Below are 24,141 nucleotides of genomic sequence, written 5' to 3' on the forward strand. Positions count from 1 at the left end.
TATATTCAACCGCGGGCTCAGATTGCGCCTGTGTGCGGCTTCGACCATGTGATTGCGCTTCCGGCTCACGGACTGAGCCTACTGCCGACGTAGTTTTCCAGCTCTCTAGGAAGTAGTCACCATCCAGGCGGATTGACGGCGATCTCAGCTATTTCGATCTGAAGCCGGATAGGCCTCTTATTAGGTCGGCGCCGTCCGTGCCAAGAATGGCCGACGGCCGAAGATAAAGCGTAACAGCAAAGCACAGACCGACCGCAAGGGCGCCCGTCGTCATAACAAGCAGATCCGGCCACCCAGCTAGAATCAGTTTGATCAAGCCGCTGCTCAGACATACCCCCGCAGCGGCGATCACCGGTCTCGTATGAACCGACAAAAAGTCCCTCAGTGAGACACCCGTGTGCTGACAGCAGAAGTAAGAGTAGCAAAGAAAACTGAAGCCATTGGCGATAACGACGGCTGCAGCCACTGCCTCGACACCAAAAGGCGCGCTCAATAGCGCCCCTACCGCCACGGAAATAGCGTAGAGCACCTGCATGGATATCAGATGGACGTTATTTCCCGTCGCAAGGAATACCGTGCCGCAAACCTTGTAACCGACGCGGAAATAAATGCCTGCCGAAAACAGCATTATCGGAACAGTAGCCGAGATCCACTTGGCACCAAGGAAGGTGGCGACGAATTCATGCGAGAAGATGACCATGAATGCACTGAATGGCAGTGCAAGAGCGGCCGTGAGGGCGAAACCCTTGAGTATGGCATTTCGCAACCGTACGGGATCATCTTGAACGCGCGCCATCAGCGGAAATACGACGGACCGATTGAGGTTGCCGAAAAGGTTGGCGGGCATCGCGATGAGATAATAGGATCGGGAATAGATGCCCAACTGCGCGGTGCCGATAAACCGCGCGACCACGAAATTATCGACATAGGTCGCGATATAGGTGAGCACGGCCGTCAGCGAGAATCCCAGGCTTGGACCTCTGATTTCGCGATAGGCGACGCGGTCGAAGCGCGGCAGCACGAGAAATTTTCGCGCCATCACCAAATAGCTGGCGCATAACAACAGGGATTCGGTCATGCTTGCCGCCACTAGCGCCCAATAGCTGAAGCCCAGATAGGCCATTGGTATGCCGACCAGAAAGTTCGCCGCCGCCCAAGCTACCAGCTGTGCAACCGAAGTGCGCCGAAATTGAAAATGGCGTGACAGCAATGCGTATGCGACGAGGTTGAACGCACCGGTAAACATCAGGAAGGCAAGCACCCGCGATACTTCTCCAAGCTCCGGTACGTGCATAACGCTGGCGATGCGATCTGCGAATATCCATTGAGCCAACGCCAAGAGGGTCGCGATCGAATAAGAAATGAAGCTCGCGGTCGCTATGTGACGGATCTCCAATGCTTTCCGTTGAATCATCACTTCCGACATACCGAGATTCGAGAGCGTCGACCCAATGGCAACGACGATCATCGCCGCGCCGGCGATGCCATATTCCCGCGGCGAGAGCAGATGAGCCAAGACCGAGGCAACCACGACATTGAGCACGGTCCGAACGACGAGAGTTGCGCCGTTCCAGGAAAGTCCGTGTGCCGCGCTATGGGTGAGGCGTTTGGCTTCCCGTTGCGCGGCAGGCGCGCCGGCCTCCTTTGGCTCAAGGCGGGCAGCTTCCGATGTTCCCGTCATGCCGGCAGACCGGAAAGGACACGTTCTGCCCGTGCCTTCCAAGTGTAATTTGCTTCCAGCGCCGCGCGAGCCCTCTGTCCCAGCGACTTTGCAAGAGTCGGGTCGCTGGCAATCTTCGCCAACGCCACCGTCCAGGCCGACACATCGTCCGGAGGGCATAGAAGAGCCGTCTCATTGTCGGTCAGGATTTCACGCAACACCGGAAGGTCCGAGCACAGTATGGCTTTCCCTTGCGCCATATATTCAAAGATCTTCAGCGGCGACATCCAGCGGGCAACGTCCGTTCTGCCGTCCGACACCTGTACCCGACTCTGATAGGGCGCCAGGACCGCTTGGCAGCCGGCAAGATAATTCGGCACTCGAGCATGATCGACAAAACCGACAAGCAGGATATTCGGGAGCGTCGCCAACCGCGCGCGCCATGTTGCAACGGCGTCGTCGGTACCGCCCACAACGAGAAAATCCGCCCATGGGCAACGCGAGGCGAGTTCGGCGATCAGGTCCATGCCTTTGCCGGGATAGAGGTGCCCGGCGTAGCCGATCTGCGTTCGGCCAGGTCGTGCCGGAACAATGGGAACGCGCACGCAGCCCTGCTGCTCCGCATCTGCACCGTCATGGGCGACGGTGATACGATCGGAAATGTTGGGACTGCGCATTGCAGTCTCGTTCCTGAGAGCCTCGCTGATCACCACGACGCGGGCCAGCTTGGCAGACCGACGAAGCAACGCAAAAAGGAGTTTCATCTGCGAGGCACTGCTATCTATCGGCGAATGAACCTCGAAAATGACGCGAAGGCCAACGAGTACCGCGTAAACCAAGAACACAGGATTACGAGCGTATACGATATCGGCCCGATCTCGGCGTGCCGCCCACGCGATCTTTGCCGCCATGAGATGATATCGTCCGAAAATCCGCCGAATCTTGCAGCACCAAATATTCGGCTTTGCGGATAGACCTAGCTCCAATTGCGTTGCTTGCGCAATGGCTTCTCGATTGGCGGGGTCGCCCTCCACCACCAGTGTCACCTCGTGGCCATTGGCAGAAAACGCGTCGCACATTTTGGCGATGTTGACGGCATGCGCAGCCCGATTGGGGAACGGGCCGCCGTAGACGTACCAAATCCGCATCGTATCAGAGTGCTTCAGTGCCAAGCCGCGGACCGATAATCTGGAGGAGTTGTTCCTCAATAAACTGTCCGTAGCGTGTCATGCTGAGCGGATCGGCCAAGGCGTGAATGTTCTTTGAAAGTTTTCTCGCATAATCTCGATTCCGAACGATGCGATAGATGGCGGCGGCGGCTGATTCGGGATTTCCACGCTCGAAATGTTCGCAGTTTTCCCCAGGCACCAGCCCATACGCTGCGAGATCGTAGCTCTCATCCAGTACAAGGGGAACACCCAGACAAGCGGCGACACCGACCGTGGTCGAGCCCGAAAATCGCTCGTTCTGCTGAGTGGCAAGGAGAATACATGGCGCTCTCTTCATCTGCGCAGCTGAATCGGCCAAGGTAAGGTTGAAAAGCAACTTCAAGCTCTGGACTTTGTCTTTGTATTTCGCGTCATAGAGGCTCTTTACTTGGCTATTTTGGGTCAGGATGAGCGCGCTGACACCCTGGTCTGGTAACGAGAAGGCCAAATTCCAGTCTCTCATCGGATCGTTTCCGACCGCGACGGTGTCAAAGTCGGCCGCCTCATATGTATCGTTCGCGGTTGTATCGTTCGCAGTCAATTCGGCATAAAGCTTGGAATCCACGCCGGTCGGGTGAAAAACGAATTTCTCTCTATGCTCATAGTATATCGACGTCCACTTCTGCAGTTCGTGACGGCTGATCAGATGCACTCTGTCCATCTGCGTTATTATCAACTTCCAGTACATGAAATATAATCTATCCTGATTCAGTCTATTGAAGTCGACGTCGGCCCCCAATAGGGACAGAAAGCTTGGCGTCCGGATCAGGCCGGACCATTTCAATATTGCGATAATCAACGCCCAATTTTGCACATAAGTGTAGAGAACGGTTGTCCCAAACCTGATGCGCCCGGCAAATTCTGCAAGTGAAAGCAGGTATAGAACGCGGCTCCCCAAGAGCCGCTGTAAGATACGCCCAACGCCTTTCTCCCTGGCACGTGGATAAATCGAATCGATTTCATAACCGAGCGCGACGAGTTCGGCACCTCCCCAGAACATATTGGATGGCGTGTTTGGCGTCCCCCAAAGCTTCGGGTCGCGCTGCGCGGACCAAAGCATGAGGATGCGCGGTCTTACTGGTCGTTTACCCATGGGAAATCCTGTTTGTGCCGGCTGAAATCGTTCCGCGCAAAAGGCCCAGCGACAGCGCTAATTCATAAAAACCAGCATGTTCTCGCCGCGCTGGCGCAGATGAACCGATCGCTGGGCAATGGAGTTGAGAAAATTAGCGCTGGTACCTTCTTTGATCCAGTCGTGAAGCTCAATAATGATCAGCTGCGTACTGTCGATCCAATCGATGTTAGACTGAAAAAGTGCCGCCTCGGCACCTTCAATGTCGATCTTGGCAATCAGAATTTCTTCCGCTCCAGCCATCGCCATCAGATTTCCTATCGTGAAGGCCTCCACGGAATCGCTGGAAGATTGGTGTTTGGAATCGGCGCTTACTTGGAACGACCAGAAGTCGGCGTCCGGATTTTCGATGCTGAGTTTGGTGGTCTCGTTCCAGACCGCTCCGAGCACAGGCAGAATGTTTGGATAGCCAGCCGTGTTCGCCTTCAACAGAGCGAAGTTCGGCTTCGACGGTTCCACAGCTACAACCATGGCCTTCGGAAACATGTTTGCGAACCAAACGGAACTCAAGCCGATATTCGCGCCACAATCGAGAATAAGCGGCGTCTTACCTTCCTCAAGCATTCTCTCATAGTGCGCCTTCACCGCCTTAAAGCGGCTAATCTTGTTCAGATCGTACGACTGCTCTGTAAATATCTGACGGAACGTGGGCACGTCACTGGTACCCGGTCGAAGATGCACTGCCCCCTTGATTCCAGGTAGCGTCAGCGTGGTGATTTTGCCGGGTCGGTTTCGCTCCAGATGAAATCGGACTTCGGACAACACCCCCGGCATCAGCCCGACACGACGACCGAGTACCACGCCTCGATAGAAAGCACGGAGCAGCGAAAAGCGTTCCGGACGACTGTACGGGTTCACGAGATTACCTCCTCCTTGTTACGGCCGCTTCGATGCGCGGTGTCAAAGACTTCCACATGCAACGTCGGCCAGCCGTCAAAGCACCGTCCCACGGACAGCCCTCGATATCTTAACTCGGACAGTGCCGCGACATTGGCAACGGTGCCGACCGCCCAAAATGATCAAGCAGCGAAGCTGCCGCAGTATCTAGCGGTGACGGGCCTGTGGCAACGGGAGTTGCTTAAGCAGGCCCTTGACGATTTCGGTGTACCCCACGGCGCTCTTTTTGGGATCGAAAAGCTGGCCGGCGACAATCGGGCCGCGCTGGCGGTACGAAGCCATTCTGGCGCGGTCGGAGAGGAGCTCGACGATTCGCATACTCATAGCCACATAATCCCGCCCCGGTACGACAACACCGCAATCATGGCCTCCCAAAATCTCCCGCACGGAACAGACATCGAAAGAAACGACGGGCGCGCCGCATGCAAGGCCTTCGATCACGCAACGCGGTAGGCCTTCGCGCTGCGAGGCAAGGATCACGACATCTGCAACCCGATACCAATCCGCGATCCGCCGACTGTAACCGACGAACCTGATGTTATCGGCGACTCCCAAGGCGATGCTCTCCTGAACACAGGTCGCGGCGTAGTCATCGTGTTCCGGATCAAAATCTCCCACCATATAAACGAGCGCGTCCGGTCTTTGCTGCCGCAGAACGGGAAGCGCTGATCGGATGAATACAAGCTGCGCCTTCTTGGTGTCGAAGCGGCCGACATACACCAGCGCCGGCTTGCCGGATGCAACTCCAAGCTCGGAACGCAGTTTCTCGCGATCTTCCTCACCGATCGGAAAATAGATGGCCTTGTCGACGATACTATAGAGATAGGCGAACTTTGCCGCATTTCGTGGCGTGTCGGATGTCGGCCGCAGCATCATGCGGTAGTGCTCGATCATCTCCTGCGAGAGCACGAGGAACCGGTCGCACAGTGCCAAGCAGGCGCGCCACAGCGGCACCGTTCGCGCGCCTTCCCGCATGGTGTCGCGCACGTTGAAGACGATGCGCGCCCCTGCGAGCTTCGCGCCGAGCGCCGTATTCCAGAACGCCCGATGATCATTGAGGTGAACGATTGATGCGCCTGTACCAACGACCAGAAAATACATGCGCACGTTGTTGGCGAGGCGATGATAGATCTGAGATAGCCGATACAGCGTCCGTGATCCGGATTCAAGATATTGCGCTTCAGTCATTGACCAGAGACGGACCCTTGCGTGCTCCGCCCAAGCTATCTGCGCGTCAGATTCAAGATTTGTAACGACCTCCTTGGAGATCGATGTTGTATTCCTGATGATTTCTGAAATGCTCTGAATTCCGCCGTCCGCCTGACTCCCAATCTGATGAATCACAAAAATAACCTTCGGCCCGCCAGCCGTGGCGTGGTCGATACCCGAAGAGGTGTTTGCGATTGTGTCAACCATGGTTCGATGTCACGTTTTCCGGATCATCCGGGCCCTATTCCGTATAACCGAAGCGACCGCAATGTCTAACGCTGATAACATCGGGCTCTCAGCCGATGACCGTCATGGGGCGCCTCTTCCGGACGATCTTCCCGCGGACCAAGACTGAGGTGCCCACCTCCGCCCAAGATTGATCGGGTCCGGAAATCGCCATGCCACGGACCGGCCGAGCGTTCGCTCATCTTCCAGCCGGAAAATCCCCAGCAAGTAGCAAAGCATGCCGAGCATCAGGATGTCCCGGACGGTGTTGGCGAACGAACCCGAGTCGCCGCGAAAATTCATCACGACCCAGGTCGAAAACACGAGCACCACCGGCGACTGCGGATGCCGCCATACAAGGTCCGAAAGCCAGCGATGGAATGCTCCGAAAAGAAGGAATATCACGACAACACCCGGAAGATAGAAATTCCAATACGCCTCGGTGGCCGCACCGACCGGGATTCCCCAATAAACGTCAGTGCCGAACTGCTCGATAGGCCTTCCGGCAAAATTGACCCACATATTGTATGCGCCGGCGGCGTGTGGCTTGCCATGCCAAAGCGTCCGAGGAATCCAGAACGAAATGGCGCCAAGGTAGCTGCGCCCCCAAAGCAACGTTTGATTCTCCGCCGCAAACGCGGCGAGGTCGCCCTCTTGATTGCTGCGCGCTTCGAATTCCGCATGGGCGCGATTTAGAGTATCCGAGAGCCTCGATATCTTAAAAACGGACGTATCGATGGATCGGCTTCCCCAGTCCATGCGAATGGCGCCAAAAATCCCGAACACCAGCAAGGCAAGTACAGCGAGCGCGGCGGTCGGCAGAACGAGCGGCCGGCCTTTCCGCTTCCACCACAGGAGCAGGAGCACAACGAGCCCGGAAATAAGGCTTGAACGGGAGCCAGTGATCACGATCGTCGTGAAAGCGGAAGCTGCCACCGCCACGAGCCACAATGTATTGTTGAATGGCCTGCGTAGATACACGAACCAAACGATCACGATGATCATTGAAAATTTGGCGATCACGAGGAATTGGCCCTGGCCCTGGAGTAGGAAAGACCGGCCAGAGCGCATTGCCACGAGATAACTTGTGAGACCGCCTCCGAAGAGCTGAATGAAGAGCAACCCCACGCCGATGCACAGAGCGGTCGCAATGGCACAGGTTGTCGAAAGGTGGCGTGGAGGATGCAACCTGAGCGACGGTGCTTTGAAGAAATTCAGAGTGAAATATCCCATATAATAGCATAGGAGCGCCAATATCTGGACGGTCTCATACCAGAACCGCGTAGCAGCCAGATCGCCAAGGCCCATCCTTAGCGAGAAAGCCGGACTCGTGGTCGGAACCGTGTAGTCCACAAGCGGCGCCTCTAGTGGAAAAATCAGGTTTAGCGGCGTCTTTAACGCGTCCTCGGCAATTGCCATGATTGTCGGCAATAACAGCGGATGAAGGAAACCGTACTCCCGCCGATAGAACAATAAAGGCCAACTGATAAGAAGCACGTGGACAGACGTCAGCAGGAAGCGCGGAAAGAGCAAGATATCCGTATGCGGCATGAACATCGCCGCGATGATCGGAAAAAAGATATGATAGCACACTAGGTACAGGACGATCAGCAAACGCCACAACGAAGGGATTGTCAGGAACGGTGACTTTATAAATGTTGCCGCCTTCGAGTTCATCGCTCACATTCCTCGATGAATCGTGTACTTCGTCGTCCAGAGACGGCATGGGAGCGCTCTCCACTGCCCGCTAGACCGATCGCTTGTCAGGCAGCGGGTTAACCGATGTCTCTCGTTGATCTCAGTCATTGTGGGAACCGCCTGCATCCGGACATTCCGGCTGGGGTGTGGTTTCTTGAGGAATCCGATTGGCAACGCAAAACCTGCTCCAGAAGTCCCGCCGTAACAAATCCAACTTGCCAGGCGCATAAGCGGCGGCCGTTGCGTGATTTTCGGCCGCGAGCCGGATGCGTATGTTTTTATCACGAAGCCGAAGCATTTGCGCGGCAAGGTGCTTCGTGTCGCCTGGATCGTGCCGCCATTCATCGGAAACAAGCTCGTTCGTACCTCCCGCACTGGATGCCAGCGCAGGTGCGGCACGGCTCATTGCCTCTATGAGCGCGCGCGGCAACCCTTCCTGAAAGCTCGTCTGCACATAAACGTCGATATCATCGATCCACGAGAAGAGCTTCTCCCCGTGCGGCAGGACGCCCCGGAAAAGGACACGATTCCCGACACCGAGCCGTGCCGCCAAGGCCTGCAGGTCATTGGTATTGCCGGAACCAACTATTTCGAGTCGAAGGTTGTCCGCTTCTTGGCTGGCGAGGGCGAGTGCGCGGATGGCAATATCAACGCGCTTTTCGTTGTGAAACATGGCGGCGATCATGCCGAAGGTCAGTCGCTCGGTATCGTGGCTCAGCGCCGATAGGCGTCGCCTCAGGACGTTGGGATCGTGAGGCAAAATCTGAACATCCGAGACACCGAGTTGCTTGCCCCGGGCCGGATAGCGGGATTGGAGAAAGTCCTGCGTTACATAAACCGTCCACTCACTTTGGGCCACCGACATTTGCATGCGCCTAAACGCCAGAGGCGCATAGGTCCGTGCAACAACAGACCCATGGCTCATTAGTCCATCCCAGACGCAAGCGACAACCTCGACAATCAGAGGCTTGCGTTGCCTTCTTGCGATCTCGGCTGCGAGAAGACCGATCTCGCTCGGAAGGCGGACCACGACGACATCCGCATCTGCCACCGCCTTTTCGAGGCGCTGGCGAGCGTGTGAGTCACCGAAAAGAAGAGCGCCTAGCGAAGACAGATTTGGAAGCGAGACAAAGCGTGTTCTGTCAGAAAAAAGAACGTTGAGCCGCCCCGACAGTTCAGGAACCAATCGCTGCTCGCGTCCCGCGATGCGCATCTCTCCGAATGCCTGTTCGTAACGAGCAACGATTTGGGCGCTATACTGGCCGCGCGAACAAACATTGCCGCTCGCATCGATGACAAAGCGGTGATCATGACAAAATAGAACACTCATGCCGGCGCCGATCCGAATATGAGGTTCATGTATTTCGGTGCAAGCTTTTCCACGCTGAATTCCATTCCGCGCGCGACAAGCTCATCTCGCTCCACGGTGTCATCGAGCGCGGTGCAGATGGCGTCCGCAAACGCGGCCACGTCGCCCACGGGGACGAGTCTGCCGTACTTACCGTCCGCGAGTATTTCTGCCGGTCCGCTCGGACAGTTCGTCGAGACCACGGGCGTGCCGCAGGCAAGGGACTCCGCCACGACGTTGGCGAAGCCTTCCCAACGCGACGACAACACAAGCAGATTGGCGCGCTTCATCAATGAATAGGGATTTTCGACGAACCCGGCGAAGTCCACGGATGTGGTTATGTGGAGTTCGTCCGCGAGTTGCTCGAGATTCGCCCGCTCCTCGCCGTCTCCCATGACGATGAGTCGAACGGGGCGATGCTCCAGGACGCATGCCACAGCCCGCAGCATAGTCGGATAATCCTTTTGCCGAGCAAGCCGTCCAGCAGCCAGCAGAACCGGAACCGCGCCGCCAAGCCAGGGATGCGTCGGCTCCTCCGAAAGCTTCTCGGAAAATCCTGGAGCGATCACGGGGTTGTTAATGACTGGAATCGTGCCGGCACGCCGGCCGAGTAATTTCTCGAGCGCCGCCGTCACCCCCGCCGATATGCCAACGACGCCGTTCGCCTGGCGATAAAGCAGCTTGATCACAACAGGCCAGAAGCGGTCGAGCAGATCGCGGCCATGGCGGGCCACTTCAATGGGATGATTCTGAACACTGATGAACACTTTCGATTTCCAGCCGAGGAGGCGTTTTCCGATGAGCGCCACAACATCACAGGGCACGAGCGCCGACAGAAGAGCATCTGGTTCCTCTTTTCGCATATAGTCGCGCATCGGCCATAACATCTTTCGATAGCGAGTAACGCCAAGGTCGATGATGCGCACGTCCGGACTGATATCGGCCAGATATGGGCCCTGCCGGCGACCCAACACCAAATCGACCTTCGTTCCACCGGCCACGATGTAGTTGGCGATGGCAATCATCGCCCGTTCCGCGCCACCACCGCTGGCGGATGTAAGAAAGAATGCAATTCTCAACTGCTGCACTCCATACGCGTCGTTTGGCTTACATGACCGGTCGTCGCCAGGAGACCACGGGAGCCCAATACATCCCTATATGTCCTATCAATTTCGTTGAACATGCGCTCGGCCGTGAACAGCATCTCAAATCGCTTCCTGCCGTTAATGCCTAGTTGGCGCACGTTCATCTTTGAAAGCCTTAACACGCCCTCAATAATCGCGTCGGACGAATTGGGAGCGCAGAGAACCCCGGTCTCGCCGTCGACGACAATTTCCGAAAGCCCTCCGACATTCGATACGACAAGGGGACGCCCGGCCCTCATGGCCTCCACGGCAACAAAACCAAACCCTTCCCATCTTGATGGCACTACGATGATGTCCGCAGCTCCCATGGCTTTCTGTACCTCACTCGCATTCTGCCATCCGCGATTGACGATATAATCGGGAAATTTGTCGACGAGCGGCTTGCCGACAACCTGGCCGCCAATCGTTTCCAACGCGAAGCCGTGACGGGACAGCGTCTCCATCGCTTCCAGCAGTTGATCGATGCCCTTTTGGCGGTCATAGCGTCCGACAAAAAGGAGTCGTTTTGGCTCCCGCCTTTCCTCGATCGGCGTCCACGGCGCATCATGTATTCCGTTGTAAATCATTCGGCACTTGTCGCGCGGCACGCCCGCCCATGCCGCCAGAGCATCCTCGTTCCGCGAGATGTTTATGATCGCGTCGGCGCGATACGACAGAAGTCTCTCAGCGAATCCATAGAACCTCTTTCGGCTGGCAGAGTTGTCCATGGCGAACGACCAACCGCGCGAACAGTATATGATCGGTGTTTCCGACTGAGCGAATTGTAGTCGGCCGACAGCACCGGCGAACGACGAATGAAGGTGGACGATGTCATATGAGTTTTCCAGCATGTGCTGACGCCAATGGCGATAAAGTTCCGCGAACCCCTTGATCGTTCGTTGGGTGTCGGGGAACAAGCAGACCCGGACGCCGGCGCATTCAATGAGGTGGCCGTGCCTTTGGGGGCAAAAGACCGACACCTCGTCGTAGGCACGCACCTGAAATGGCAGCAATTGGTTCAGATGGGTAGCCGGGCCGCCTATAAGCGTTTCAGCGAAATGAACGACACGCATAGCGAGCCTCTTCGATTGCGTTCACCGATATCCGTCGGCTCGCCGTTAGGAACCGCTGCGAAGCAGGTCGTCGAAGAAGGCAATCGTCTTGGTAAGCCCGTCGCGCAACTCGGTCGTCGGAGACCATCCGAGAACACTCTTCGCAAGACCGATATTAGGCTGGCGCTGCTTTGGGTCATCTTGCGGTAGCGGCCTTATGACGATCTGGGAACGACTGCCGGTCATCTCGATAACGATTTCGGCTAACTTGCGGATCGTAAATTCATTGGGATTGCCGAGATTGATTGGTCCAATGACCTCGCGATCCGTGAGCATCATCCGCGTGATGCCGTCCACTAGGTCGTCGACGTAGCAGAATGATCGCGTTTGACTGCCATTGCCGTAGACTGTGATATCTTCGCCCCTCAGCGCCTGGACGATGAAATTCGAGACTACGCGTCCGTCCGTCGGGTGCATGTTTGGACCATAAGTGTTGAAAATGCGCACCACTTTGATGGCAACATTATTCTGCCGGTGATAGTCGAAGAAGAGTGTCTCAGCGCAGCGTTTGCCTTCATCATAACAGGCCCGCAGCCCTATTGGGTTGACGCGTCCCCAATAGTCTTCCGGTTGCGGGTGGACGTCGGGATCGCCATACACCTCTGACGTGGAAGCCTGGAGAATTGGAACACGAAGTCGCTTAGCCAGCCCGAGCATATTGATGGCGCCCATGACGCTCGTTTTTGTCGTCTGCACGGGATCAAACTGGTAGTGCACAGGCGATGCAGGGCAAGCAAGATTGAAAATGCCGTCAACCTCCACAAAGAGCGGAAAGGTAACGTCGTGACGGAGAAGCTCGAAGTTCTCGTGATCGAGCAGGGGAATGATGTTCCGGCGGCGCCCGGTAAAGAAATTGTCCACGCACAAGACTTCATGACCGTCTTCGAGCAAGCGTGCGCAAAGATGCGAGCCTATGAAACCGCCACCGCCAGTCACGAGCATGCGCTTTGACATTTTGATTGCTCCGTAAGCTGAGACTCGCCGGAAGTGCGATCGCTATGTCGCGATCGAGACCGGTGATCAAACGATCTCGATCAACCATCCTTCGCTCCGGACGGTGTATGCATTAGCGAGACCAATTGCATCGCTCCTAACTCCCGTCCCGTTGTTCTTTTCCCGCTTCGACGGCGTCCCAATTGGCGGCCTCGAAGCACAACGGAATTCTCAAACTTATATCCGACTCACAGCGTGGGCGGAGCGTCGATTTGAACTATCGATAACACTTTCAAGGATGCTTCCGCCATTCGGGTGAAACTGTGTTCCACCCGTCGCGCATGTGCGATGTCGTGACATCGGCTACGCCGCAGTCAGAGCATCGCATCGCAGGGCGACCGACACCGACCGCCCAAGTAGGTCGAGCAGCACCTGTACCCGGCCCGATGCATCGAGATGTCTCAGCGTTCCCAGAAAGTCGGTGAACGGCCCGTCGATAATGCGAACGGATTGACCCACTTTGAGAGTTGGCAACGTAACCGCACAATCATCGCCGGCCCGACGCCGAAGGGCTTCGACAATGCCAACGGGCACCGGCTGGGGATTTTCACCAAACGCAATGAGCCTGGACACACCTCTCGTGCCGTTTACCGCGCGCCATGGTTCGCTCGAAATGTCCAGGTCAAGGAAGATGTATCCCGGAAACAGCGGGGCTAGAACGTGTGTGACCTTGCGGGCATGGCGAACTGTCTTACGAATTCGGGGGCAGAAGACGCGATAACCCTGCTGCTCGAGATGGAAAATCGCACGAGCTTCCGCGTGCGATTGGGTTTGGACAACATACCAACGTCTGCTGCGATATCCGCCCGTTTGGCCAACCCGCAGGAAGCTTGGCACGGCTTGATGTGGATGCCAAGCGTCGGCAGGTTCACATGACATGAGCCAACATTTCGACGCGGCCTTGGCTTCTGAAGTTGCCCATCGACTGCGAAACGCCCCTACAAAGCTGTAGCCAAAGACTAATTCAGTATTGCTGCATTGCACAAGCCTGAGGACTGTTGCGGGGCTTGTTTTTGTCTCCTCGGTTAATTCAGGTGTCCAAGATCGGGTCTGACTGTGGCCGATGCTGCGTCTTTCGAGCCCATTTCTGTCGTGCGCTGGGATTGCGCCACACCCAAGCCCAGCATGATCGCAAAAAGTGTACCCACAGCTGGCATTTGCAGACTGAAATCGACACTCGAATGGATTGCCACAAGCACAGCGGCGCAAAAACCCAGCAATGGGATGTGGCGATTGCGGCGGCGTGCGAAGGTTCCGCGTAGGCAGAGCATGGCAAGCCCGCCAAGCGCGACCCACCAGGCAATTGCCGCTGGGAGGCCAACGCCGGCTGCAAGCTCGAGGTAGTCGCAATGGGCCCTGTCCATGACGTAGGGCAGTGCTTGGCGGGCATAAAGCGGGTAGGCATCTTGAAATGTCCCAAGACCAAGGCCGCGCCAAGGCATATCGACGATCATCCGCCATGCGGCGTCCCAGAGCGCCAAGCGGATCTGGTCGGGATCTCCGGCGTCCGCCAATTTTGCGAACCGGTCTCCAAGGGTCTGACCGTTAAGAGCGATTGTTAGAAATATTGCAATAAGCGCGGCGGCGGCGGCGGCCATCGTCCAGAGCCGAAGCTCGGAGTGCCGGGCGAGGATCGTTGCGACCACAGCCATAACCAGAATTGCCACGGACGTCGCGACGAATCCGGCCCGCGAGGCGGACGCGATGATGGCGGTGAAGCACAGGATCACACCGAGAAGGGGTGGTGTTCCACGGCCAAAGGCGAAACGAAACGTCGTGAGAAACAGCTGACGCAGGCCTCTTCGCATCACAATGCTTTCGCGTCCAGCATCGAATGCTTTGACCAGCGCGGCAAGCGTGCCCAAGCCCTCGAATGTGGCAAAGCTGTTGTGTAGCATAAATGGTCCTGAAATGTACGGCCGGGGAAATGGCACCGCATAAATCAGCTCGGCTTGCGCGACGTCGAGGATGGCAAGTACGAAACCATAGAAGGCATAGAAAGTCGTGATGGCGACGATGGCGTTCAACAACGTCTTGGCGGCTTCTGATCTGCGTGCCAGTGAAAGCGTTAGCCAGAACGCCGCTACGTAACTTGCCAGTTTGAGGATCTCGGCTTTCGTTCGCCAGGGATCTATTGATATTGTTCCGGCCAGCGGTTTGCCCAGCGCCTGAGCGGCCATGCCCCATATTGGATGCGCCCAGTCGGCCGGAACAATCGGAAGAATCTGAATTCCGCACCAAAGCAATACCGAGAGAACCATCAGGCCGGAAAACCACACCAATCTGAAATTTCGAACGATTTCGCCCGGTTCCGCGATCATCGAAACAGACCAAAACAGCCAGGATACCGCTACGGCCATCTCGATCAGCGATGCCCCCCAGCTGACCGCGCTTCCCAACGGAAACGGCGCCCATGCGATGGTGGCAATCAGCGACCAAAGAGACAGACTTCGTGCCAAGCGCGCGAACGAACCAGTGCGGGGCTGATCAAGGACGACGGTAGAGACGACCGCTTCACTCATTGTTCTGGATCGGCGGCTCGGCGAAGTTCGCGCGAGAGCCATCGGTTTATTGCGCGCAAATCGTCGGGTCTTTTGGAGAAAGCCTGGGTTAGCAAGGCGACGCCTTCGGGCGAAGACAGAAGCATAGGAATGTACATGCGGAGCTCTTCATCGTCCCACAGCAATTGCGCTTGGCGCAGGGCTAACGCACGCGTTCCGGGATCGAGATCACGCCATTGCTGAGCGGCTTCCTGCGCTCGCGACCCGGCGAGCCAAAAATCATACGGAGCGAGTAGGAGCGCCTGCGATAGCGCGGTTGCCGCTCTAGTCTTGTCGATTGTCACCAGCGACGTCGATAGAAGCAACCAGCCGCGAGGAACAGTTGGCGCATCCCGAACGCCGCGCTCTAGTCGCTCAAGCTGGCTCGCGGCGGTGTTGCCCGCATCGATGGACGCTTCGGCCAACGCGACTTGCGCGCCGCCGTCCTGGTTGTTTGCACGAAGTAAAGCATTTGCTGCTCTTCTATAGGCCGCGACGGGCATTGGCATTTGGCGAATGATGTAGTTCGGCACCGGTATCGCCGAGTCGAGCGCCGCGCCATTTTGAAAGTGCGGCACCGCAAGGAAACCTAGCGCAATGCCGGGAACTCCCGCGAGAAATGCAATGAGCCCTTTCGTCGGTCCGGCGAGCGTCATCGCAACGACGGCCTTCCAACCAGCTAGCTGTAGTACTTGTTGTAGTTATAATAATTCTGATAGCCGTAGCTGTAATAGCGGAAGCGCTTGGAGTCGGCGCGGGTCAATGCGATGCCGACGACAGGCGCATGCACGTCAGCCAAGGACCGTAGCGCATTTACGGCTGCTTCCCGGGGCGTCTTCTCCCAGCGGACGACGAACAGCACGGCATCGGCCATTCGGCTGAGAATTTTCGTGTCGTTAACGGGCAGCATCGGTGCTGAGTCGATAATGACCATGTCGAACGCCTTAGACAGGTTGGTCACAAGCAAACGCATTGCCTGCGAGCTTAGCATATCGGAGGGGGTCGCAGGGGCCTTCAAACAGGGCAGCACGAAGACATCCGACTTTGTGTCTTTGATCAAACATTGATCGAGAGGCAGCTGGCCGAGCAGAACTTCGACGAGCCCATTTTGGAAATGGTCGCGGCCGAACGACTTGGCGACGTTCGGCCGGCGAAGGTCGCCATCGACGACAATCGTCTTGAGGCCGCCGCGTGCCGCGATTCGCGCGAGGCTCATAGCAACGGTGGTCTTTCCTTCGCCTGGAACCGATGAGGTGACGACGATCACCTTGGGCTGGTGGTCGACATTCGCCAGCGACAAGCCTAGCTGCAATCCGCGTATGGCCTCAGCGAACGACGACATGGGTTTCTCGACGACATAGTCTGCCGCTTCGCGACCTTCCTTGGCCGATCCCTCCAATTCTGGCACGGTCGACAGAACCGGGAGGCTGAGCAAGGCTTCGACCTGCTGCGTGGTGCGGAAGCCCGAGTCGAGACGTTCAAGAGCGAAAGCGAGCACTAGACCGAGGATGAGGCCGGCGGGTACGGCAATCCCCAATGTGAGGCCTTTCTTCGGAAAGCTCGGGGCTGTCGGGGTTGATGCATTCGAAATGATACGCGAATCCGGCGTCAAGATTCCTTCCTGGCCTTGCGTCTGGTTCAATTTGCCAAGAAACGCCTCGTACATTGAACGCGCGGACGTCGCCGCGGATTGCAAGGCCGTCAGCTGCACCGCATCCTGATTCTGCGACGCGCCCTGGTTTTCGAGAGAAGCCAAACTGCCCTGCAGCGAACCAACATGGGCGGCGGCGATAGATACGTCGTTTCGCGCCGAGTCGACGATGCGCTGAACTTCCTCGCTGATCTTCGCGTCGATGTTAGCCTTCTGTGCCTCCAGGTCGAGAATTTTCGGATGCCCGGGCAAGTACTTCGTCGACAGGTCGGCCAACTGCCGTGCGATATCGGATTCTTGCGATCGCAGAGCCCCGATCACCGGAGAAGCCATCGCCGCAGCGGAGTCCGCCGCCCGCCCGGCGCGCGCTAACGACAAGAGGCCGGAATAGGCGGCCTGCTTCTCGGCAAGCACGGTCTTGGACATGACCAGCTGGCTGTTAATGTCGGACGTCTGTTGCTCGACTACCGAAATGCCGTTGCCGGTACTCGTGATATTGTGTGCGGCTTTGTAACGCTGAACCGCTTCGTCGGCTTCCTCGGCCTTGCGCGAGAGCTCGCCAATACGAGCTGAAAGCCATTGCGTGGCTTTTTGCGTCGCGTCAAATTTCGCTTCCAGCTGGTCTTCGACGTACGCGTTGGCAATGCTGTTCGCAATCATGGCCGCCTTCGCCGGATCCTCTGACTGGAACGTGATGGTCATAGCCGTGGATAGGCCAATCGGGTCCACGGACAGCCGCGACAAAAGCCTGCGGCTGATAGCGTCGCGAGTAATATCTTGTCCCTGCGCTGCGGCTTGCGTTTCGCTGTCCCCGGAAATCCATTTGTACGGGTTGAGATATGATAGAAATGATGTCCAACCGCCCATCGTAGGGTTGAATTCCGGATCCTGGTCGAGCTTCAGCTTGTCGACGACCCGGCCAGCGAGCTCAAGGGATGTTAATATTTGAACCTGATTTTGGATCGTTGCTTGATCGCTTCCAAGACCAGTTAAGATCGCATCGGCGCTTTCGACATTGTTCTTCTGCTGGTCCAGCATCACAATCGCAGTTGCCGAATAAAGCGGGGTAATCAGGACGATCATCGCGGCGGCGAGCGCTGTAGTCGCGACGACCGCCGCCGCGATCAACTTCCATCTGACGCGGATGATGCGCAGGAAATCGACGAGACTGAACCCGGCGTTTTCCCGTGCGAAGGTCTCGGACAGAGTATCCGTCGGCTCTAGCTCTTCATCGGAGACGCGTTTCTGCATGTTCATCTGCATCACCGTACCAGGGGCCGGTTTGCAAGCACCTGTGTTTTGTTATACCGCGCGGGTTCCCGCCAATTGACGACCAAACAGTCTATCTCGCGCCGGTCCCAAAAAACCGCCTGCTCGCCACGTCCTTGCCTGACCTCGCTAGATGTGCAGAGAAAGACCAACGGCGATTTCGTTATCCGTATAGTCGACTCCAGAGAAGTTCGACGAGCGCTTGCTGAAGTTATAGTTTATCGTCGCGCTCATATAGCGATTTATCAGGTATTTGGCACCCACGCCGGCGCCAGGATAGTCGTCCGTACGGGAAGATCCGATCAAGCTGCTCTGGGTGTAGGATGCATAGCCCTGCAAAATGATGTTCCTGCGAAACTCATAGTCAGCGCTTAGCTTGACGAGCCTGTCGTCACTGGCCGATACGCCGCCCAGCGTCACGTCGGAAACTTCATGCGACCCGGTCAGATGCACGGTCAGGACCGGTGTCGCGAACCAGTCAAGGTTGACGCCATAGTCCAGGCCGGAAATGTTCTTCAACGGCAGAGCGAAATCTTGGGTCAGATAGCCCAAATAAGCCTCGCCAGACAACAAATGCGTGAGCTGGACCGTCAGTCCGGCATCGAACCGATAGCCGTTCGAAGAGCGGTGCGCGCCCGTCCGATCCAAGAACTGGTCGAACTGCCGTGAGTTGTAAAGCGCCCTCACAAACCCGGTATAGCCCGGTGAGAAATCATAGTTGACCTTGGCGAAGCCCTGGAAAACATCTTCGTTGCGGTCGGAGTTGAACAAGATGCCGCCACCGACCCGCGGCGTGTTCAGCCAATCGTAACGGTCAAAGCTAGCGCCGGCGCTGAATCCAAGCCGATTGGGCTGGTAGCGCGCCGTACTGTCGGCGTGGGCTTTGTTGTAGCGGTTCGGCGATGCCTGAAAGCCCACGGTGTTCGCCGAACTCAGCGATTCGTGGTACTCGCCATATGAAACGTTGGCCGATAGATCAGCGGCGCGTGATATGTCCAGACGGCCGTCGCTGCCGACCGACCAGTCCGTCAGATTGAGGTGGCTGAAGCTCGAATAGTTGTAATTGTCGACCCCGCCATAGACCTCAAGGAAATGGCGACCCCATTGCGACATCAGTCGAAACGACGGGGCTTCCTCGAAATACCAGTCCGAACTCGCCGCTGGCCTCTTGAAGACGTTGTCATCGTAATTGGCGCTGGCATCCAGCATCGGGTACAAGCGGAAGGCCCCCAGCGGTATGCCTTTGGCGTCGTATTCCGGCCGGTGGCGTGTCATCACGCCGTCATCCTGGGCGGTCATGCCAATAAGTGTTGGCGTCGTGTCGTCATCAGCGATGGCGGGGACGGCGAAACCCGTTACACCCGCGCCAGCGACGGTAAAGCCCACGATAAGCGCGGCGCGGCGCAGCGCGCGCTGCACGGGTTCCTTGTTCCAGGAACGGCGTGCGCCTACCGCGGCACGCCGCCATGCGGTCGTCTCGACCGCAGCAAGCACGGCCGACAATTCCGCGAGTGCGTCGTCTATACGGCGAAGGCTTGCAGCGCGGGGATCATTTGCCGCGATGCGCTGCGATAGCGCCTCGCGCAGCAATACCAATTCGGCAAGGGCGCCGGCCAATTTATCGGAAAGCATTTCATCGTCTTGCTGGGAACCACCCGCGAGACGTTGGGCAAGCAGTGAAAGACAGCCTGCAATACGTTCTAGCGGATTCGTCCTCGAATCGCTGTTTGCAGCTGGCGCCGCGATAACTTTGCATTGCCGCGGCGGACCACTCATCAACACCACCCCACCCTTATTTAATCTTCAATCGATCTCAATTGATATATTGCCGGCGAGTTACAGGCTGGTGCATGACGGATTAAGACACCCCCCGCCGCTTCCACTGCTGCCACCCGAGAAATTGCCGGTGTTGGTGCTTGTCAGGTTCCCGCCGGTCTGACTCGTCGCTGACGGACTTCCGCCGGCGATCGACGCGAGACTGGCATAGCCAAGCGACGACGTCGTCGTTTCGTAAGCTGCAATTTCGTCTGCCTTGCCTTCATTGGCCAAGGTCGACGCGATCACCGATGCAGCGCCGATGTTGGCTGTAGCGATAATGGCCGAAGCCTGGCCAAGGCCAATGCCGATCTCGAGATTTGTGGCACCGGCGGATTCTGCGATCGTCAGGATCGCAGATGTGATCGAGGCGGCGGCATCGGCGCCGTAGGTCGCAAGGGCATTCTGGGCAGCCGTCGAGATGGCCAATTCAATCGCCGCGGGATCGCCATTGGCGATCTGGATGGCCGCCGTCAGCGATGTTTGAAGGGAAAACGTCTGACTGGTTGTCAGCGAAGTTGCCGCGAAGGCCGGCGCGATCATCGCGAACTCGGCGACGCCGACCGAGGAACTCACCAACGCCACACTGAGCGCCAGAGACGCGGCGCCGGAACGCAGCGACTTTAGGAAAGACTTCTTCATGGCAAACCCCTCCAAAAACACCTACTACGAGCATTCATCTGCAATCTTCGATTGCAGCCCTCGCAGTTGCAGCATGATACTAGCCGAAAAAGATCAAGCTCTCAATGCAGCCAAGCCTTCACTTTGAAACATGCTCAATGCGGTTTGATCAAAAATAGGCGCAAATTTTTTGGCTGTCTCTTTCTTGCAACCCAGATTTGGTGCAACCCGCTCATGCGCTGGCTTTTCATCCATCGGGACGGGAACTTTCAAAACAAGTCCAATCCGGTCGATTTCAAAAAATCCTCTCGCCAATCCGAACGATGTCGCCGGGATAGATGCGAGTCGATGCGTTTGCCGGAAACGCCTCCTCCTTTGTCGTGCCGTTGCGGCGGATATACACGTCGGAGTCGTCCGCCCGATAGGTGTAGCCGCCGGCCAGAGCAACAGCGCCCAGCGCATTCAGGCCATTTTCAAAGGGATATTCGCCCGGCTTGTTCACCTCGCCCATGATGTAAAACGGCCGATAGTTCTCTATCTGGGCACTGACCTTGGGATCGCGAAGATATTTGCTGCCAAGCATCGTCTGAACTTCAATGACGAATTCATGGATTGTGAGGCCAGCCGCCTTCACCTGCCCGACCAGCGGCAATTGCACTTGCCCGGACCCATCGACGAAGAACTCGCCGCTCAGATCATCCTCGCCATAGACCGTCACTTTGACCTTGTCGCCCGTGCCCAAGTGGTAATTTTCATCGACGAACACCGGTCCAGTTCCCAGTGGGGTTACCGGCGGAGCCGCCGCTTCGGAAGGCGGCGGCGCATCCGTTATTTGGGTGCTGGGGCCCGGCAGAGCCGATTCTGCAGCAGCAGGCGCCAAGCCCGCCAGAAACACGACGAGAATCGCAAACATCGCCGCCGTAACGGCGCGAACTTCTGGACAGAAGCGGTTCATTCTTGTCATTTCCCAAAATCGAGCAGTCTTATGCCCCACCAAGCAAGGACCGTTCCTCACGACAGAACGGCATCCGCGCCGGCCCTCGCCGTTGCCAGAAACGTGCAACTCTCCCCTTCCAAGACGGCAGCCGTAAGGCAACCGGTCGCGTGCGCTCCGGTATCGACCCCGATCCGGTTTCGCCGCCGCACTGGCATTTGCGTCGGGGTGTGACCATGTACGACAACCTTGCCGAACCGGCGACTGGACAACAAGAAATCGTCACGAATCCACAGCAGGTCTTCCGGCACCTGCGCATCCAGCGGAATGCCCGGGCGGATCCCCGCATGCACGAACAAATAGTCGCCTTCTTCGTGCATCAATTTCAAATCGCCGAAAAACTGCAGATGCGACGGCGGGCATTTCGCTGCGAGCTCGTCCCTGGCTTTCGAAAAAGCCGTTTCGTCGTCGAACCGCGGCGGCATCACGCCATAGCTGAGGAGCGTCTCGGGCGCGCCGAAATTGCGCCAGGCCCGGTAGAAGTTCGGATCGCCGAGGAAATCCAGAAATGCCTGATCATGGTTGCCGCGCAGAAAGGTCGTTTCCCATCCCGGCAGACGCAGATCGATGAGATAGTCGACGACCTCCTTCGACCGCGGGCCCCGATCGATGTAGTCTCCCAAGAGGACAAGCGAATTCACCGCAGGCTCGCCGTTGGCGGCGTAGTCGCGAAGTTGTCCTATCAACCGTTCCAGCAGATCGAGGCGTCCGTGTACGTCGCCCACCGCGAACACGCGCCGGCCGGCGGGCACCGCAGGTGCTTTCGCATTCTGGCCCAACAGGCGGGCAAGCCAGCCGCTGCGCTCGTTAATCACTGCCGCTTTTGTCGTCATGGTATCTCGCTGAACGCCTATTTTAGATTTTTCTAGTTCGCGACCGCAACAAGCGTCTAAGCAATTGGAAAACAGGCTTCTATCACACCAGCCAGGACGCGGATCAGCGTCAATAAGATCATTCGAATTTTAATCAAACGATCCGAAAATGCGTATTAAATACAGATACTTAGCTTAAACCGACCGAAATCGGCCCCTGCCTAGTCTCGCCCGCGAATTGAAGGGCAGAGACCGGTGGACCAGACGCTTTCAAGATTCATGGCGATCGTCGCTCTCGCCATTGCGGTGTCGGGATGCGCGACCGCGGACCTGCCGGTCGCCTCCATCCCGTCGGGGCCGGTGCCGGCCATGCCATCGGCCGTTTCGAGCCTCGCCGCACCTCTCGCCGATCCTATGCCCGCGTCGGCCAGCGCCGCCGTCACTCCTGGCGGCTATGTCAGCTTTTGTCTGCGGTTTCCCGACCAGTGCGAGACCACGCCTAACGCGCCGACCTCGATTGCATTGACGCCTCAAGCTTGGGCAACGCTCGCAAAGGTCAATTCCGACGTCAACGCCGCGATCTGGCCGGAAGACGACAGCCGCCACTATGGCCGTGTCGAATATTGGACGATTCCGTCGGACGGCTATGGCGATTGCGAGGACTATGCCCTGACCAAGCGCAAGAATCTGGCGGGCTTGGGCCTGCCGCTCTCAGCCTTGCGGATAGCCGTGGTTGTCACACCCAGCGAGGTCCGGCATGCCGTCCTGACGGTGGTGACGGACAAGGGGGACTTTGTGCTGGACAACCTCACCAATGACATTCTGCCCTGGGACCAAACCGGCTTTACCTGGATCGAACGGCAGGCGCCCGGCAATGCGATGGCCTGGGTGTCCCTGAGGCCTGCGGATCGGATGCTGGCTTCAACGGGCGACAGCATGATCACCGGCGGCACGCATTAAGGGCAGCCGAGACAATCCCACTATACTGAAGCACATGGCCGATTGGAGCGCTGATAGGCCGTAGTCTTCGCCGGTCTGCTGTTTATCGGGAAGTTTTTCGCGAAGGGCGCCGGAGACGTTCACAGATCTCTGTCACGTCAGGCGATCAGATTCTGTCCAGCAATCTAGCGCAGGATAAGAACAACCGTCGCAGCGGCCAGCCAGAAGAAGCCGCAGCTTGTCACGACGAAGCGCAGTGTCTTTCCCGCGCCCCACCGACCCTCGTCATCAAGCGGCTCGTTGCCGAACATGAGCGCAAGCTCGGACAATGCCCGGTTAGCCGGGCCGCCGCCGCGTTGATCGACGGACGGCAGAATGACGCCTTCATCGAGGATCGGAGCGGCTGTCGAACCGATGAATGGGGCACGTTGTGCCATCGGCACTCTTTCGACCAGGGAATATTTCCAGCCCTCAGCTTCGCAGTAAGTCGTTAATCGGCCGTAAAACAGTGCTGAATAATATTCAGGCCGATGGTGCCCAATGGCCGGTCCGGCAGACGCGTCACCGGGAAAAAATCTTTAGGATTTCGCTCCGCATTTGTTCACTTTATGTTCCGACATGGGGTGCCTCCGCTGGAAACGTCGTCCACCATCTCTTCATTCTTGGTTCGCACTGCCTTGGCGCGCTCGGGGATCAAGCGTCCAGCCTCGCCCGGCGTCTGTGGGTTCTCCTGCATTTGGACGACATGGCAGTCTTCGCAAGATTTGCCGTCGACTTCGTTTGCCGACACCCCGAAGCCGCTCCAAACTTTCGTGGTGGTAGCGCCTTGCGGGATCGTTTTCCATTCGCGACCGCCGATCTCCACAAAGGCCCACGAGAAGCGCGGGAGCAATA

At 57.3% G+C, this 24,141-nt stretch carries 20 protein-coding genes; 1 reads left to right on the forward strand and 19 read right to left on the reverse strand.

Translation table 11 applies throughout. From position 1 onward, the window contains the following. Window positions 1–148 precede the first annotated feature (148 nt). The 18 genes from WDM86_07385 to WDM86_07470 form a co-directional block, all read right to left on the reverse strand. The gene (locus WDM86_07385; GenBank protein MEI9989845.1) at window positions 149–1,681 is read right to left on the reverse strand and encodes a lipopolysaccharide biosynthesis protein; all 1,533 of its coding nucleotides are present in this window, start codon (window positions 1,679–1,681) and stop codon (window positions 149–151) included. After that, window positions 1,678–2,832: a glycosyltransferase family 4 protein gene (locus WDM86_07390; protein MEI9989846.1), complete on the reverse strand. Its 1,155-nt coding sequence runs from the start codon at window positions 2,830–2,832 to the stop codon at window positions 1,678–1,680. Before WDM86_07390 ends, WDM86_07385 begins: the two co-directional genes overlap by 4 nt. After that, complete coding sequence (locus tag WDM86_07395; GenBank protein ID MEI9989847.1) at window positions 2,813–3,961, reverse strand: hypothetical protein; 1,149 nt, start codon at window positions 3,959–3,961, stop codon at window positions 2,813–2,815. The genes WDM86_07390 and WDM86_07395 overlap by 20 nt, the downstream gene beginning before the upstream one ends. 57 nt (window positions 3,962–4,018) lie before the next feature. Beyond that, window positions 4,019–4,858, reverse strand: a complete 840-nt coding sequence (locus WDM86_07400) for an FkbM family methyltransferase (GenBank protein MEI9989848.1) — start codon at window positions 4,856–4,858, stop codon at window positions 4,019–4,021. A 186-nt stretch (window positions 4,859–5,044) separates the two neighbouring features. Continuing rightward, window positions 5,045–6,313: a glycosyltransferase family 4 protein gene (locus WDM86_07405; GenBank protein ID MEI9989849.1), complete on the reverse strand. Its 1,269-nt coding sequence runs from the start codon at window positions 6,311–6,313 to the stop codon at window positions 5,045–5,047. Window positions 6,314–6,415: 102 nt separating this feature from the next. Further along, a complete protein-coding gene (locus WDM86_07410; GenBank protein ID MEI9989850.1) occupies window positions 6,416–8,008 on the reverse strand; it encodes a hypothetical protein in 1,593 nt (530 codons plus the stop codon). Window positions 8,009–8,129: 121 nt separating this feature from the next. Next, window positions 8,130–9,359: a glycosyltransferase gene (locus WDM86_07415; protein ID MEI9989851.1), complete on the reverse strand. Its 1,230-nt coding sequence runs from the start codon at window positions 9,357–9,359 to the stop codon at window positions 8,130–8,132. Next, a complete protein-coding gene (locus WDM86_07420; GenBank protein MEI9989852.1) occupies window positions 9,356–10,465 on the reverse strand; it encodes a glycosyltransferase in 1,110 nt (369 codons plus the stop codon). The genes WDM86_07415 and WDM86_07420 overlap by 4 nt, the downstream gene beginning before the upstream one ends. Beyond that, on the reverse strand, window positions 10,453–11,574 hold the full coding sequence (locus tag WDM86_07425; GenBank protein ID MEI9989853.1) for a glycosyltransferase: 1,122 nt from the start codon (window positions 11,572–11,574) through the stop codon (window positions 10,453–10,455). Before WDM86_07425 ends, WDM86_07420 begins: the two co-directional genes overlap by 13 nt. A gap of 45 nt (window positions 11,575–11,619) precedes the next feature. Next, entirely contained in the window at window positions 11,620–12,567 is a 948-nt protein-coding gene (locus WDM86_07430; protein ID MEI9989854.1) for a UDP-glucuronic acid decarboxylase family protein, read from the reverse strand. A 1,064-nt stretch (window positions 12,568–13,631) separates the two neighbouring features. Continuing rightward, on the reverse strand, window positions 13,632–15,128 hold the full coding sequence (locus tag WDM86_07435) for an O-antigen ligase family protein (GenBank protein ID MEI9989855.1): 1,497 nt from the start codon (window positions 15,126–15,128) through the stop codon (window positions 13,632–13,634). Further along, a complete protein-coding gene (locus tag WDM86_07440; GenBank protein MEI9989856.1) occupies window positions 15,125–15,802 on the reverse strand; it encodes a hypothetical protein in 678 nt (225 codons plus the stop codon). Before WDM86_07440 ends, WDM86_07435 begins: the two co-directional genes overlap by 4 nt. A gap of 23 nt (window positions 15,803–15,825) precedes the next feature. Continuing rightward, complete coding sequence (locus WDM86_07445) at window positions 15,826–18,054, reverse strand: polysaccharide biosynthesis tyrosine autokinase (GenBank protein ID MEI9989857.1); 2,229 nt, start codon at window positions 18,052–18,054, stop codon at window positions 15,826–15,828. Window positions 18,055–18,195: 141 nt separating this feature from the next. Continuing rightward, window positions 18,196–19,698 (reverse strand): outer membrane beta-barrel protein, encoded by a 1,503-nt coding sequence (locus WDM86_07450; GenBank protein ID MEI9989858.1) that lies wholly within the window; start codon window positions 19,696–19,698, stop codon window positions 18,196–18,198. A 204-nt stretch (window positions 19,699–19,902) separates the two neighbouring features. Continuing rightward, window positions 19,903–20,523: a hypothetical protein gene (locus tag WDM86_07455; GenBank protein ID MEI9989859.1), complete on the reverse strand. Its 621-nt coding sequence runs from the start codon at window positions 20,521–20,523 to the stop codon at window positions 19,903–19,905. Window positions 20,524–20,616: 93 nt separating this feature from the next. Beyond that, window positions 20,617–20,757, reverse strand: a complete 141-nt coding sequence (locus WDM86_07460; GenBank protein MEI9989860.1) for a hypothetical protein — start codon at window positions 20,755–20,757, stop codon at window positions 20,617–20,619. Window positions 20,758–20,797: 40 nt separating this feature from the next. Beyond that, window positions 20,798–21,457, reverse strand: coding sequence for a polysaccharide biosynthesis/export family protein (locus WDM86_07465; protein ID MEI9989861.1), 660 nt, complete (start codon window positions 21,455–21,457; stop codon window positions 20,798–20,800). Window positions 21,458–21,513: 56 nt separating this feature from the next. After that, complete coding sequence (locus WDM86_07470) at window positions 21,514–22,329, reverse strand: metallophosphoesterase family protein (protein MEI9989862.1); 816 nt, start codon at window positions 22,327–22,329, stop codon at window positions 21,514–21,516. Window positions 22,330–22,563: 234 nt separating this feature from the next. Here WDM86_07470 and WDM86_07475 point away from each other — a divergent pair, with 234 nt between their 5' ends. Next, window positions 22,564–23,268 (forward strand): transglutaminase-like cysteine peptidase, encoded by a 705-nt coding sequence (locus tag WDM86_07475; GenBank protein MEI9989863.1) that lies wholly within the window; start codon window positions 22,564–22,566, stop codon window positions 23,266–23,268. Window positions 23,269–23,432: 164 nt separating this feature from the next. Here the strand turns inward: WDM86_07475 and WDM86_07480 are convergent, their stop codons facing one another. Next, entirely contained in the window at window positions 23,433–23,684 is a 252-nt protein-coding gene (locus WDM86_07480; GenBank protein ID MEI9989864.1) for a hypothetical protein, read from the reverse strand. Between the last annotated feature and the right edge of the window lie 457 nt (window positions 23,685–24,141).

It is taken from the genome of Rhizomicrobium sp., assembly GCA_037200045.1.
In the GTDB taxonomy this organism is placed as follows: domain Bacteria; phylum Pseudomonadota; class Alphaproteobacteria; order Micropepsales; family Micropepsaceae; genus Rhizomicrobium.

Bases quoted from the DNA above. Each gene is read 5' to 3' on its own strand.
- WDM86_07425 (MEI9989853.1), bottom strand. From the start codon at position 11,574: ATGCGTGTCGTTCATTTCGCTGAAACGCTTATAGGCGGCCCGGCTACC.
- WDM86_07430 (MEI9989854.1), bottom strand. From the start codon at position 12,567: ATGTCAAAGCGCATGCTCGTGACTGGCGGTGGCGGTTTCATAGGCTCG.
- WDM86_07410 (MEI9989850.1), bottom strand. From the start codon at position 8,008: ATGAACTCGAAGGCGGCAACATTTATAAAGTCACCGTTCCTGACAATC.
- WDM86_07440 (MEI9989856.1), bottom strand. From the start codon at position 15,802: ATGACGCTCGCCGGACCGACGAAAGGGCTCATTGCATTTCTCGCGGGA.
- WDM86_07450 (MEI9989858.1), bottom strand. From the start codon at position 19,698: ATGCTTTCCGATAAATTGGCCGGCGCCCTTGCCGAATTGGTATTGCTG.
- WDM86_07460 (MEI9989860.1), bottom strand. From the start codon at position 20,757: ATGGATGAAAAGCCAGCGCATGAGCGGGTTGCACCAAATCTGGGTTGC.
- WDM86_07480 (MEI9989864.1), bottom strand. From the start codon at position 23,684: ATGGCACAACGTGCCCCATTCATCGGTTCGACAGCCGCTCCGATCCTC.
- WDM86_07465 (MEI9989861.1), bottom strand. From the start codon at position 21,457: ATGAACCGCTTCTGTCCAGAAGTTCGCGCCGTTACGGCGGCGATGTTT.
- WDM86_07445 (MEI9989857.1), bottom strand. From the start codon at position 18,054: ATGAACATGCAGAAACGCGTCTCCGATGAAGAGCTAGAGCCGACGGAT.
- WDM86_07470 (MEI9989862.1), bottom strand. From the start codon at position 22,329: ATGACGACAAAAGCGGCAGTGATTAACGAGCGCAGCGGCTGGCTTGCC.
- WDM86_07385 (MEI9989845.1), bottom strand. From the start codon at position 1,681: ATGACGGGAACATCGGAAGCTGCCCGCCTTGAGCCAAAGGAGGCCGGC.
- WDM86_07415 (MEI9989851.1), bottom strand. From the start codon at position 9,359: ATGAGTGTTCTATTTTGTCATGATCACCGCTTTGTCATCGATGCGAGC.
- WDM86_07405 (MEI9989849.1), bottom strand. From the start codon at position 6,313: ATGGTTGACACAATCGCAAACACCTCTTCGGGTATCGACCACGCCACG.
- WDM86_07395 (MEI9989847.1), bottom strand. From the start codon at position 3,961: ATGGGTAAACGACCAGTAAGACCGCGCATCCTCATGCTTTGGTCCGCG.
- WDM86_07435 (MEI9989855.1), bottom strand. From the start codon at position 15,128: ATGAGTGAAGCGGTCGTCTCTACCGTCGTCCTTGATCAGCCCCGCACT.
- WDM86_07455 (MEI9989859.1), bottom strand. From the start codon at position 20,523: ATGAAGAAGTCTTTCCTAAAGTCGCTGCGTTCCGGCGCCGCGTCTCTG.